The organism is Stutzerimonas balearica DSM 6083, from assembly GCF_000818015.1.
In the GTDB taxonomy this organism is placed as follows: domain Bacteria; phylum Pseudomonadota; class Gammaproteobacteria; order Pseudomonadales; family Pseudomonadaceae; genus Stutzerimonas; species Stutzerimonas balearica.
This window is the reverse complement of the sequence record NZ_CP007511.1, coordinates 1,329,961-1,342,953: the sequence shown is the minus strand read 5'-3', so window position 1 is coordinate 1,342,953 and position 12,993 is coordinate 1,329,961. Positions and strand designations below refer to the sequence as shown.

At 65.6% G+C, this 12,993-nt stretch carries 10 protein-coding genes; 5 read left to right on the top strand and 5 right to left on the bottom strand.

All coding sequences use genetic code 11. The features are described from left to right. Positions 1-23: 23 nt before the first annotated feature. The 3 genes from guaA to CL52_RS06065 all read right to left on the bottom strand — a co-directional run bounded on the left by guaA (position 24) and on the right by CL52_RS06065 (position 3,828). Positions 24-1,604 carry a glutamine-hydrolyzing GMP synthase gene (guaA, locus tag CL52_RS06075; RefSeq protein WP_041107126.1) on the bottom strand — a complete coding sequence of 527 codons (1,581 nt, stop codon included), beginning with the start codon at positions 1,602-1,604 and terminating at the stop codon, positions 24-26. Positions 1,605-1,713: 109 nt separating this feature from the next. Next, positions 1,714-3,183: an IMP dehydrogenase gene (guaB, locus tag CL52_RS06070; protein ID WP_041107128.1), complete on the bottom strand. Its 1,470-nt coding sequence runs from the start codon at positions 3,181-3,183 to the stop codon at positions 1,714-1,716. Between the two features lie 93 nt (positions 3,184-3,276). Then, on the bottom strand, positions 3,277-3,828 hold the full coding sequence (locus CL52_RS06065; protein WP_143008634.1) for a sugar ABC transporter ATPase: 552 nt from the start codon (positions 3,826-3,828) through the stop codon (positions 3,277-3,279). A 114-nt stretch (positions 3,829-3,942) separates the two neighbouring features. Between CL52_RS06065 and xseA the strand changes: the two genes are divergently transcribed. The 4 genes from xseA (at position 3,943) to CL52_RS06045 (ending at position 8,157) form a co-directional block, all read left to right on the top strand. Next, positions 3,943-5,319: an exodeoxyribonuclease VII large subunit gene (gene xseA / locus CL52_RS06060; protein WP_043219112.1), complete on the top strand. Its 1,377-nt coding sequence runs from the start codon at positions 3,943-3,945 to the stop codon at positions 5,317-5,319. A 69-nt stretch (positions 5,320-5,388) separates the two neighbouring features. Next, the gene (locus CL52_RS06055; protein WP_041107134.1) at positions 5,389-6,213 is read left to right on the top strand and encodes a M23 family metallopeptidase; all 825 of its coding nucleotides are present in this window, start codon (positions 5,389-5,391) and stop codon (positions 6,211-6,213) included. 16 nt (positions 6,214-6,229) lie between these two features. Continuing rightward, a complete protein-coding gene (locus tag CL52_RS06050) occupies positions 6,230-6,772 on the top strand; it encodes a hydrolase (protein WP_043219110.1) in 543 nt (180 codons plus the stop codon). Positions 6,773-6,864: 92 nt separating this feature from the next. Further along, complete coding sequence (locus CL52_RS06045) at positions 6,865-8,157, top strand: mechanosensitive ion channel family protein (RefSeq protein ID WP_043219109.1); 1,293 nt, start codon at positions 6,865-6,867, stop codon at positions 8,155-8,157. A 144-nt stretch (positions 8,158-8,301) separates the two neighbouring features. On the opposite strand, the gene CL52_RS06040 is transcribed toward CL52_RS06045, so the two are convergent. Then, complete coding sequence (locus CL52_RS06040; RefSeq protein ID WP_043219108.1) at positions 8,302-10,500, bottom strand: TonB-dependent copper receptor; 2,199 nt, start codon at positions 10,498-10,500, stop codon at positions 8,302-8,304. A 51-nt stretch (positions 10,501-10,551) separates the two neighbouring features. Then, positions 10,552-10,920, bottom strand: a complete 369-nt coding sequence (locus CL52_RS06035) for a DUF2946 family protein (RefSeq protein WP_235366410.1) — start codon at positions 10,918-10,920, stop codon at positions 10,552-10,554. Between the two features lie 341 nt (positions 10,921-11,261). Here CL52_RS06035 and leuA point away from each other — a divergent pair, with 341 nt between their 5' ends. After that, on the top strand, positions 11,262-12,932 hold the full coding sequence (gene leuA, locus CL52_RS06030) for a 2-isopropylmalate synthase (RefSeq protein ID WP_043219106.1): 1,671 nt from the start codon (positions 11,262-11,264) through the stop codon (positions 12,930-12,932). Positions 12,933-12,993: the final 61 nt, after the last annotated feature.

Genomic DNA, 12,993 nt, shown 5'->3' with positions numbered 1-12,993 from the left:
CTTGGCTGCCCTGATGCGTCAGATCACTCCCACTCGATGGTCGCCGGCGGCTTGCTCGAGACGTCGTAGGTGACGCGCGAGATGCCTTCGATTTCGTTGATGATGCGGTTGGAGACCTTTTCCAGCAGCTCGTAGGGCAGGTGCGCCCAGCGTGCCGTCATGAAGTCGATGGTTTCCACTGCGCGCAGGGCCACGACCCAGGCGTAACGGCGACCATCACCGACCACCCCTACCGACTTGACCGGCTGGAACACCACGAAGGCCTGGCTGACCTTGTGGTACCAGTCAGCCTTGCGCAGCTCGCTGATGAAGATGTCGTCGGCGCGACGCAGCAGGTCGGCGTATTCCTTCTTCACCTCGCCGAGGATGCGCACACCCAGGCCCGGGCCCGGGAAGGGATGGCGGTAGACCATGTCGTAGGGCAGGCCGAGTTCGAGGCCGATCTTGCGTACCTCGTCCTTGAACAATTCGCGCAGCGGCTCGACCAGCTTGAGGTTCATTTCCTCGGGCAGGCCGCCGACATTGTGGTGCGACTTGATCACGTGAGCCTTGCCGCTCTTGGCACCGGCCGACTCGATCACGTCCGGGTAGATGGTGCCCTGGGCGAGGAACTGAATGTTCGGCAGCTTGCTGGCCTCGGCATCGAACACGTCGATGAAGGTGCGACCGATGATCTTGCGCTTCTTCTCCGGGTCCGCCTCGCCTTCGAGGTTGGCCAGGAACTGCGCCTCGGCGTCAGCCCGGATGACCTTGACGCCCATGTTCTCGGCGAACATGGCCATCACCTGGTCGCCTTCGTGCAGGCGCAGCAGACCGTTGTCGACGAATACGCAGGTCAGCTGGTCGCCGATGGCGCGGTGCAGCAGCGCCGCGACCACCGAGGAATCCACGCCGCCGGACAGGCCGAGCAGTACGTTGGCGTCGCCCACCTGGGCACGCACCTGAGCAATAGCGTCCTCGACGATGTTGGACGGCGTCCACAGCGCTTCACAACCGCAGATCTCGAGAATGAAGCGCGACAGGATGCGCCCGCCCTGCTTGGTGTGGGTCACTTCGGGGTGGAACTGCACGCCGTAGTAGCCGCGGGTGTCGTCGCCCATCGCGGCGATCGGGCAGCTCGGCGTGCTGGCCAGGATGTGGAAACCCTGCGGGATGTCGGTGACCTTGTCGCCGTGGCTCATCCAGACGTCGAGGCCGAACACGCCGTCGTCGTCCATGTGATCCTCGATGCCATCGAACAGCCGCGACTTGCCGACCAGATCGACGCGCGCATAGCCGAACTCGCGAACATCCGAGCCCTGTACCTTGCCGCCGAGCTGCTCGGACATCGTCTGCATGCCGTAGCAGATGCCGAACAGCGGCACGCCGAGGTCGAACACCGCCTGCGGTGCGCGCGGGCTGCCCTGCTCATGCACGGACTCGGGCCCACCGGCGAGGATGATGCCGCGCGGGGCGAAGGCACGGATGTCCTCGTCGCTCATGTCCCAGGGATGAAGTTCGCAATACACGCCGATCTCGCGCACGCGACGGGCGATCAGCTGGGTGTACTGGGAACCGAAGTCGAGGATCAGGATGCGGTGGGCGTGGATGTCAGGATGAGCCATGGGGGCATCTCTCGTGGTGTTCGCAAATGACACGGGGCTGATCGAACAGCCCCGTTGTTCACATTCCAGAAACCGATCTGCCGCGTCGCGCGACGGGCATACCGTTTTTTCAACCGACGCGGTAGTTCGGCGCTTCCTTGGTGATCTGCACGTCATGCACGTGCGACTCGGCCATGCCGGCACCGGTGATGCGCACGAACTGCGGCCGCGTACGCATCTCATCGATGGTCGCCGAGCCGGTGTAGCCCATCGAAGCACGCAGACCGCCCATCAACTGGTGGATGATCGCCGACAGCGCGCCCTTGTACGGCACACGGCCCTCGATGCCTTCGGGAACCAGCTTCTCGGCACCGGCCGAGGAATCCTGGAAGTAGCGGTCCGAGGAGCCCTGCGCCTGGGCCATGGCACCGAGCGAGCCCATGCCGCGGTAGGCCTTGTAGGAGCGTCCCTGGAACAGCTCGACCTCGCCCGGCGCCTCTTCGGTACCGGCGAACATCGAGCCCATCATCACCGCATTGGCGCCAGCGACGATGGCCTTGGACAGGTCGCCGGAGAAGCGGATGCCGCCATCGGCGATCATCGGCACACCGGTGCCTTCCAGCGCGGCGGAGACGTTGGCGATGGCGGAAATCTGCGGAACGCCGACGCCGGCGACGATGCGGGTGGTGCAGATCGAACCCGGGCCGATGCCGACCTTGACCGCATCGGCGCCGGCCTTGACCAGGTCAAGCGCGGCTTCGGCGGTGGCGATGTTGCCGCCGATCACCTGTACCTGCGGGAAGTTTTCCTTGACCCAGCGAACGCGATCGATCACGCCGCGGGAATGGCCATGGGCGGTATCCACAACGACCACGTCGACGCCAGCGGCGGCCAGCGCCGCGACGCGCTCTTCGGTATCGGCGCCGGTACCGACTGCGGCGCCCACGCGCAGGCGGCCCTGCTCGTCCTTCGAGGCCAGCGGGTAGCTCTTGGCCTTCTCGATATCACGGAAGGTGACCAGGCCGCGCAGGTGGAAGTTGGCGTTGACCACCAGCATCTTCTCGATGCGATGCTCGTACAGCTTAGCCTTGATCTCTTCGAGCGAAGTGCCTTCCTGGACCGTGACCAGTCGATCCTTCGGGGTCATGATTGCCGCCACGGTGTCGCCGGTGTTGGGCATGAAGCGCAGGTCACGGCCGGTGACGATCCCCACCAGTTCCTTGCCGGACACTACCGGAAAGCCGGAGAAACCCAGCTCGCGGGCCTTGCGCAGCAGGTCGCTGATCTTGGTATCGGGCGAGACGGTGACCGGGTCGTGAACGATGGCCGTCTCGTGGCGCTTGACCTTGCGCACCTCGGCCGCCTGCTGCTCGACGCTCATGTTCTTGTGGACGATGCCGATGCCGCCCTCCTGCGCCATGGCGATGGCCAGGCGGGCTTCGGTCACGGTGTCCATGGCCGCCGAGACCAGCGGAATGTTCAGCTCGATACCGCGGGTCAGGCGGGTCTTGAGGCTGACATCCTTGGGCAGGACCTCGGAATATCCCGGGATCAGGAGAACGTCATCGAAAGTCAGGGCTTCTTGGCTGATACGCAGCATGGCGGGGGCTCCCAGGCGGGAAAAAGGAAGCGCGGCATTATACCCATCGACCCCGCCGCGCTCAACGCGCAGTCCGGTTGTGACTCGGCGGACTCAGCCGTCGACTCGCACCTGTGCGCACGGGAAGCCCAGCCGCTCGGCGAACGCCTCGACAAATGCCGGTACGAAGCCAACGTCGGCCCAGCCGTTGAAGACGAACGCCAGATCGGAAAAGGCGCAGGCCGGAATGAACAGGAAGCCGTTGATATCGTCCTCGAAGCCGCATTCCGGGCAAGTGAAGTTGTCTGTTTCGCCGGGCATCCACACTTCCAGGCTGTCAAACAACACTGTGCCAATCTCCCGCCGGCACTGGGGGCAACCGGCCTCTTCGGCAAAATCGCAGGTCGGCGTATAGATGCAACGCTCGGTGACGATCTCCAGGCCATTGATCGCCAGGCCGAACGGCAGCCGCTCGGGATGCTCGACGACCTGCCGAGCGCCATCGCCGATTGCATAGGCCATCGTCCGCGCTCCAGGCCCGCAGGTGGTCGGCAAGGCCTCGACGATACGCCGCTCGACCAGCCAGCGCAGCAGCCTGCGCGCCCGCGCCTCGCGCCCCGGCACGCTGGAAATTCTTGGCACCACGATGATCTGGTTCGGCTGCACGGTCATCCCCTGGCCAGCCACGCGGCGGGCGGCGTCGAAAAAAGGCGCGCATCTTAGCGCCGCCCGACATGGCTCCGGTAGGCGCCGGCGCCGGACGGGCTTATCATCGCCGCCATGCTCAACGATCCCTTCCAGCGCCTGAACCTCGACCGCGAAGTTCTCACCGTCAGCCAGCTCAACAACCGTGCACGGCTGCTACTCGAGGACGTCTTTGCGCAGATCTGGGTCGAGGGCGAGATTTCCAACCTGGCGCGCCCGGCGTCCGGCCACGTCTATTTCACGCTCAAGGACAAAAACGCCCAGGTGCGCTGTGCGCTGTTCCGGCAGAACGCCTTGCGGGTGCGTCAGGCCCTGCGCGACGGGCTTGCAGTCAAGGTGCGCGGCAAGGTCTCGCTGTTCGAGGGCCGCGGTGACTATCAGTTGATTCTCGACAGTGTCGAGCCGGCCGGCGATGGCGCGTTGCGTCTGGCTTTCGAGGCGCTGAAGGACAAGCTCGCGGCCGAGGGGCTGTTCGCTGCCGAGCGCAAGCGCAGATTGCCGGCCCACCCCTGCCGCGTCGGCATCGTATCGTCGCCGACCGGCGCAGTGATCCGCGACATCGTCTCGGTTTTCCGCCGCCGCGCGCCGCAGGTGGAGCTGACCCTGATTCCCACCGCCGTGCAGGGCCGCGAAGCCACCGCGCAGATCGTCCGCGCCCTGGCGCTGGCCGATGCGCAGGGCTTCGACGCACTGATTCTCGCGCGCGGCGGCGGCTCGCTCGAAGACCTCTGGTGCTTCAACGAGGAAGCGGTGGCACGCGCGGTGGCGGCATGCCGGACACCGATTGTCAGCGCCGTGGGTCACGAGACCGACATTTCCATCGCCGATTTCGTCGCCGACGTGCGTGCGCCGACACCGTCGGCCGCCGCCGAGCTACTGGCGCCCAGCAGTGCCGACCTGCAGCAGCGCCTGAGCGCTCTGCAACAACGTCTCTTGTTGCGCATGCGCGAGCGCCTGCGTCACGAGACGCTGCGCCTGGACGGCCTGAGCCGCCGGCTGCGCCATCCCGGCGAGCGCCTGCAACAACAGGCCCAACGCATCGACGACCTTGAACAACGGCTACTGCGCGCCATCGATCGCCGGCTGTGTGCGGGGCAAGAGCGCCTGGCCCGGCTGGAAACGCGCCTGGCAGCGCAGCACCCGGGGCGCAGCCTGCACCTGCTGCGCCAACGCCTCGAACATCTCGCCCAGCGCCTGCCCCGCGCCATGCGCGCAGCGCTCGGCACGCGCCAGCAGCACCTGCAAGGCCTCGCCCAGACCCTTCATATCGTCAGCCCGCTGGCCACGCTCGGCCGCGGCTACAGCATCCTGCTCGACGAGCGCGGCCGGGCAATCCGCCGCGCCGAGCAGACCCAGCCGGGCCAGCGCCTTAAGGCACGCCTGGGCGAAGGCGAACTGGACGTGCGCGTCGAGGACAACCATCTGCAACCGACCACGTTGCCGCTACTCTGAAGCGCGACGGGCTTTCGCCAGCCGGCGCAAGTGCGCGAGGATGGACGCCCCGCCTGCCCCGGAGTACCCATGCTGCGTCGCCTGTTCCTTCTGCTCGCCCTGCTGTTTCCGGCCCTCGCCTGTGCCGAGGGGTTCATCACCCGCCTGCTCGACAAGCCAGTGCCCGGCGGGGTCGCCGTGGTCGGCCTCGGCAACGACGCGCAGGCACCACAGGCACGCTATGACGGCAAACCCGTCCTGACGATCCGCGAGGACGGCCAGCGCTGGATCGCCATCGTCGGCATCCCGCTCGGCACGACAGCCGGCACCCAGCAGCTGCTGGTCGACGGCAGGCCGGTCACCTTTGAAGTGGGCCCACGCGAGTATCGGGCCCAGCACATCACGCTGAAGAATCAGCGCCAGGTCGATCCGAACCCGGACGACCTCAAGCGCATCGAGCGCGAGCTGGCCGAGCAGACCCGCGCCTACCGTGGGTTCAGCGCCGCGCAGCCAAGCAACCTGCTGTTCGATCGCCCGGTCGACGGACCGCTGTCCTCGCCCTTCGGCCTGCGTCGCTTCTTCAATGGCCAGGAGCGCAACCCTCATTCGGGGTTGGACTTCGCGGTTCCCGCCGGCACGCCGATCAAGGCGCCGGCTGCCGGCACGGTAACGCTGGTCGGCGACTATTTCTTCAATGGCAAGACCGTGTTCGTCGATCACGGGCAGGGTCTGATCAGCATGTTCTGCCACCTGTCGAGCACCTCGGTGAAGGTAGGCGACCACCTGGCGCGCGGCCAGGTACTGGGCAAGGTCGGCGCCACCGGCCGCGCCACCGGCCCGCACCTGCACTGGAATGTCAGCCTCAATGACGCTCGCGTCGACCCATCCATTTTCATTGGCGCCTTCAAGCGCTGAAGCAAAGGAGACCCCCATGCGCATCCGAGCCAAGGAATCCGTCCTGCTGATCATCGACATCCAGGAGCGTCTGCTGCCGGCGATCCTGGACGGCCAGGCGATGGTCGAACACAGCGCCTGGCTGCAGCAGATCGCTGCCCGCGTGGGCGTGCCGGTGCTGCTGACCGAGCAGTACAGCAAGGGCCTCGGGCCGACCGTGGCAACCCTGCGTGACGGCGTACCGGCCGAGGCCATCGTCGAGAAGCTGCACTTCTCGGCCACCGGCGACGGCGAGCTGTTCAAGCGTCCCGGCGGCGAGCGCCGCCAGTTCATCGTCTGCGGCTGCGAAACACATGTCTGCGTGATGCAGTCGGTGCTCGACCTGCTCGAGCGTGGCCATCGCGTGTTCGTCGTTGAGGAAGCGGTCAGTTCGCGCCGCGCCAGCGACAAGACGCTGGCCCTGGCGCGCATGCGCCAGGCCGGCGCTGAAATCGTCTCGCGCGAGATGGTCGCCTTCGAATGGTTGGAGCAGGCCGGCACCGAGCTGTTCAAGTCCATCAGCCGCGAGTTCATTCGCTGAGCTAGTGCATGCCCTGCGGTTTCGTCCGCAGGCCGGTTTTGCTAGGGTCGCGCCGCGTCCGGGCCGGTTGCCCGCCACCTGAGAGAAGCTGAATGCCGACAGAAGAACTGACCGGTTGGCTCGACTGGCTCGATGCCCACCCGTACTTGCAGACGCTCCTGGCAAGCGCCGCACTGGTGCTTGCCGCCTGGGTCTCGAACTGGATCGTCAAACGCATCCTGGTGCGCGGGCTGTACAAGCTACTGCGTCATGCGCGCACCAGCGATATCGAGGATTTCGGCGTCATCAAGCGGCTGTCGAACATCGTGCCGGCGCTGGTGCTCTCCACCGGCGTGCATGCGGTGCCCGGCCTGCCCGAAGCCGCGGTCACGGTGGTGCGCAACGTGTGTGGCGGCTTCATCGTACTGACCGTCGCGCTGGCGCTCGGCGGCGTGCTGGACATCGTCAACATGCTTTACCAGCGGCGCTCGGATGCGCGCATCCACCCGATCAAGGGCTACCTGCAGGTGGTCAAGATCGGGCTGTACGCGATCGCCACCATTCTCATCATCGCCACGTTGATCGACCGCTCGCCGCTGATCCTGCTCTCCGGCCTGGGCGCCATGGCCGCCGTGCTGATGCTGATCTTCCAGGACACCCTGCTGTCGCTGGTCGCCAGTGTGCAGATCACCTCCAATGACCTGATTCGCGTCGGCGACTGGGTGGAAATGCCGCAGCTCAATGCCGACGGAGATGTCATCGACATCGCCCTGCATACCGTCAAGGTGCAGAACTGGGACAAGACCATCACCAGCATTCCGACCAAGCGTTTCATTTCCGACTCGTTCAAGAACTGGCGCGGCATGCAGGAAAGTGGCGGCCGCCGGATCAAGCGCAGCCTTTACCTGGATCAGCAGAGCGTGCATTTCCTCGACGCCGAGGAACGCAAGCGGCTCTACCGCTTCAACCTGCTGGAAGAGTACCTGGTCAACAAGCGCAAAGAGATCGATGAGTGGAACGCCAAGCTCGCCGAACGGGGACAGGAGCCCGTCAACACGCGCCGCGTAACCAACATCGGCACCTTTCGCGCCTATGTCGAACGCTATCTACGCAGCCATCCCGGGGTGCATCAGCGCATGACGCTGCTGGTGCGGCAGCTGAGCCCGACCGCCGACGGCCTCCCGCTGGAGATCTATTGCTTCACCAACACCGTCGCCTGGGCGGAGTACGAGGCGATCCAGTCGGACATCTTCGATCACCTGCTGGCGATCCTGCCGGAGTTCGGTCTGCGGGTGTTCCAGCATCCATCCGGCGGCGACATACGCGACTGGTGCGATGCCGTAAACCGGCCGCAGCCTCGCATACAAGAGGTTGCGCCTGACCGAAGCCAGGCGCAGGGATCGTAGGCTGGCGCTGGGGCACGGGTTCACGCACACCCCGGCGCTGCCCATTGCCTCGTCCATGAGACCAGCGCCAGTGAACCCGGTCGCCCGTGCCCCAGCGCCAGCCTACGAGAGCAACGCGGGCCGAAGCCCGCGCTGCCTGCCGGCTCAGAAGCTCAGGTCGACACGCGCCCAGAGGGTGCGCCCAGGCTCGTTGATCCGACTCGTGGCATCCAGGCCATAGTCGGCGAAGCCTGCGCTGCCAGCGAGGTTGAGGTGCTCGCTGTAGGTCTTGTCGAGCAGGTTGTCGACGCCAGCGCTGAGCTTGACCGTCTCGTTCAGCCGATAGGCGCCGTTGAGTGACAGCACCCCGAAACCGGCGCTCTCGCCGAAGTCCTTGCCGACCACGGTTCCCTGGTTCTCGGCTACCCGGCCTTGCGAAGCGACCACACGCCAGAGACCGGTGGTGCTCCAGTTGTCGCGCTCGTAGGTCAGGCCCAGACGCCCTTCCAGAGGCGGAATCTGCGGCAGCGCCCGACCGTCGCTACGGTTCTCGCCCCAGGCATAGGCCAGGCTGGCGTCGCCCTTCCAGTTCGAGGTGAAGCGATAGGCCAGACCGGCTTCGGCGCCAGCGATGGTGGCTTCGATGTTGCTGACCTCGGCGCGGATCATGTTCGGCATCACGCCTGGCACGTAACTGAACAGGATGTAGTCCTCGACCAGCCCGGCGTAGGCCGATACCCAGGCCTCCAGCGGCCCCTGGCTGTATTGCAGGCCGACGTCCAGCTGCGTGGTCTTCTCCGGGCGCACCGAATCGAACGGCTGCACCGTGCCGACCGGGCCGGGGTTGGAAACGAACAGCTCCCAGTAGTCGGGGAAGCGCTCGGCGTGGCCGAGGCCGGCGTACCAGGTCGCCGGCAGCTCCGCGAGCCGCTCTTCGTAGCGCAGGAAGCCGCTGTAGAGGGTGTCACGACGGGTCTCGCCGGCGGTGGGGTTGTCCCAGTCGCGCGAGACGATCGGCATGCTCGAGGTGTCGTGGCTACGGAAGAACTCGCGCTCGTCGGTCGCCTCGTGCAGGTCCAGGCGCAGGCCACCGATGACTTTCCTGCGCTCGTTGAGCTGCCAGGTCAGCTCGCCAAAGGCGCCGTAGCTATGCAGCATGGCATCCGGCACCCAAGGCAGCGCATCGCTGCCGGCCGCCTGGACCATCTGGTTGGCGGCACCGGCTGGATTCATCACCTTGCGGTGCTCGCTGCGCTGCGCATCGACGCCCGCCTTCAGCTCGACGTCGCTCCACTGCCAGGTGCCGACCAGCCGGCCACCCAGCGTGCGGCGGTCGACGCGCGACAGCGTCGGGTTGGGCATCATCATCGACGGCACGAAATCGCGCAGGCTGTAGTTGTCCATGATGTGGTCGGCGTAGTTGTAGTAGACCTGCGCCTCCAGCCCGTAGAACGTCTCGCCGATGTTGGTCTTCTCGAAGCGCAGGCCCAGGCTTTCGCGCTTGAACTGGCTGCCGTCCATGCCGCGACCGGCATAGCGCGCCTCGCCGTCACCGCGGCCGGCGGTGAGTTCGAGCAGCGTGTCTGCATCGGGCGTCCAGCCGAGCGCCACATCGGTGTTCCACTTGTCGAAGCGCGACGGCACGGTGTCGCCGCTACCATCCTCGTAGTCGTCGGCCTGCGAGCTGTTGGCCATCAGCCTTGCGTAGCCTTGCTCCGCCCCAGCGGCGGCATCGAGGATGCGGTCGAAGCGACCGTTGGAGCCGGTCAGGAAACTGGTGTTCAGCCGCCAGTCCGGCTCGCTGAACTGTTCGGGCTCGCGCTCGAACAGCACGGTGGCCGCAGAAGCGCCAGGCCCCCAGAGCACTGTCTGCGGCCCCTTGATCACGGTCAGCCGGTCGAAGTTCTCGGGGCTGATATAGGACGACGGCGAATCCATCCGGTTGGGGCATGCACCGAGCATCTCGCCGCCATTGGACAGCAGTTTCAGGCGCGAGCCGAACATCCCGCGGAACACCGGGTCGCCGTTGACCCCGCCGTTACGCACCGCGGAGAAACCCGGGATGGTCTTCAGATAGTCGGCACCGTCGCTGGCCGGCACCGGCTGGCGCGGCAGTTTGGGATCGGTGACCACCTTCAGCGGCGTAGTCTGCGCCACGCCGGTCACGACCAGCGGCGCCAGCTCGACAGCCTGCTCGTGCGCCGCATGCATGGCGTGCTCGTCGGCCTCGGCCGCGAAGGCGCCGCCGGCTGCCAGGCCGAGAAAGGTCAGATGGGCCAGGCGCCAGTGCAGGCGGCTCGGGCGAACGGAAAATCCGGTGGACAGGCGCGCACCTGCGCGACTGTCGCAAAGCTTCTTGGACATAGCTGATTCCACTACTGATTGTTGGACGGCCGCAGGCTACGGCCCGGCAGATCAGGCGTGGAAAACCGGAGGGGCTCGCGGATGGCCGCGACTATGGCGCGGCGCCTCGACCAACGGCGCAACGGGCAGCGGCTCGAAATGGGCGGGGCGATGCTCAGGCAGCGCCAGATCGACGGCCAGAGTCAGCGGTGGGTTGAGGGTCAGCAGCTCGCAGTAGCCACACAACTCGAGGGCGGCGAGCCATTGTGGCTCGCCGTAGCGTGCCTGACGGTGATGGAAGGAGGCGTTGGGGTCATGGCCAGCCTGCGCGTGCATCGAGTGCCCGCCATGGCCGGCGTGCTCGGCCGCCATGCTGGGCTCGGCGTGCCGCCCGGCGATCTGCAAGGCCGAGTACAGCGGGCCGACATGGATCATCAGCATGGCGAACAGGCCAAGCCAGATGCTCGTTGTCGAATAGGCCCGTCGTTTCACCACTGCACCTTGCGTTGCCAAAAAACGCTCCTTCGCGAAGCGGGCCGATGATCGCATGCCCGGCACGCCCCTGGCTGCGGCATGTGGCCGCAACATACCCAGCCAACGAAATTGCGTAAAAAGGCAAATAAGTTATTTTTTATGTCGAGCCAGAACGATAAACAGCAGAATTCACCATTTTTTTCATAGCTATTGCAAACAAACTCACCCAACGCCTAACTTCGCACCATCCGCAACCGAACAATTGGCCCGCCGCCTGCAGGCGACGCCCGTGACTTCAGGAAAACGCCATGACCATGCTCAAGGATCCCTCTCGCAAATACCGCGCGTTCACCCCGATCAACCTTCCCGATCGCACCTGGCCAAGCCGGGTGATCGATCAGGCACCGATCTGGCTGAGCTCCGACCTGCGGGACGGCAACCAGTCGCTGATCGAGCCCATGGACGCGGCGAAGAAGATGCGCTTCTTCAAGACGCTCGTAGCCATCGGTCTGAAGGAAATCGAGGTAGGCTTCCCGTCCGCCTCGCAGACCGACTTCGACTTCGTCCGCGAGCTGATCGAAGGCGGCCACATTCCGGACGACGTGACCATTCAGGTGCTGACCCAGGCCCGTGAAGACCTGATCACCCGCACCTTCGAGTCGCTCAAGGGCGCCAAGCAGGCCATCGTCCATTACTACAACGCCACTGCGCCGAGCTTCCGCCGCATCGTCTTCAATCAGGACAAGGCCGGCGTGGTGCAGATCGCCGTCAACGCCGGCAAGGTGATCAAGCGCCTGGCCGCAGAAAATCCGGGCACCGCCTGGCGTTTCGAGTACTCGCCGGAAATCTTCAGCTCCACCGAGCCGGAGTTCGCCGTGGAGGTGTGCAATGCGGTGATCGAGGTCTTCCAGCCGACCCCCGCGCAGAAACTGATCCTCAACCTGCCAGCCACCGTGGAGGCCGCCACGCCGAACATCTACGCCGACCAGATCGAGTATTTCTGCCGGCATATCGACCGGCGAGACAGTGTGCTGGTCAGCCTGCATACCCATAACGACCGTGGCACCGGTGTAGCGGCCACCGAACTGGGCCTGATGGCCGGCGCCGACCGCGTCGAGGGCTGCCTGTTCGGCAACGGCGAGCGCACCGGCAACGTCGACCTGGTGACGGTGGCGCTGAACCTCTACACCCAGGGCGTCGACCCGCAGCTCGACTTCTCCGACATCGATGCGGTGCGCAAGGTGGTCGAGGAATGCAACCAGCTGCCGGTGCACCCGCGCCATCCCTATGTCGGCGACTTGGTACACACCGCCTTTTCCGGCTCGCACCAGGACGCGATCCGCAAGGGTTTCACCCAGCAGAAGCCGGACGCCGTCTGGGAAGTCCCCTATCTGCCGATCGATCCGGCCGATATCGGCCGCAGCTACGAGGCGGTGATCCGCGTCAACAGCCAGTCCGGCAAGGGCGGCATCACCTTCCTGCTCGAGCAGGAGTACGGCATCAGCCTGCCGCGGCGTATGCAGATCGAGTTCAGCCAGGTGGTGCAGAAGGAAACCGACCGCCTCGGCCTGGAGATGACCGCCCAGCAGATCTTCGCGCTGCTCGAAAGCGAATACCTGCAGGCCACCGCGCCCTATGCATTGAAGAGCCATCGCCTGCAGGAAGAGAACGGCACCAGCGCTCTCGATGTGGAGGTGCTCGCCGACGGCCAGGCTCAGCACTGGCGCGGTATCGGCAAGGGCCCGCTGGAAGCCTTGGTCGCTTCGCTGCCGGTGAAACTGGAGATCATGGATTATCACGAGCACGCCATCGGTGCCGGCAGCAACGCCAAGGCTGCGGCCTACATCGAAGTACGCCTGGATGGCCAGCGTCCGCTGCATGGCATCGGTGTCGATGAGAACATCACCACGGCGAGCATCCGTGCCTTGTTCAGTGCACTGAACCGCGCCCTGCGGGATTCGGCCAGCCAGGCGGCCTGAAGCGGGCGTTGAACAAAGGGGACGCCAGGCGTCCCCTTTTTCGTACCTGCGCGACGGCCCG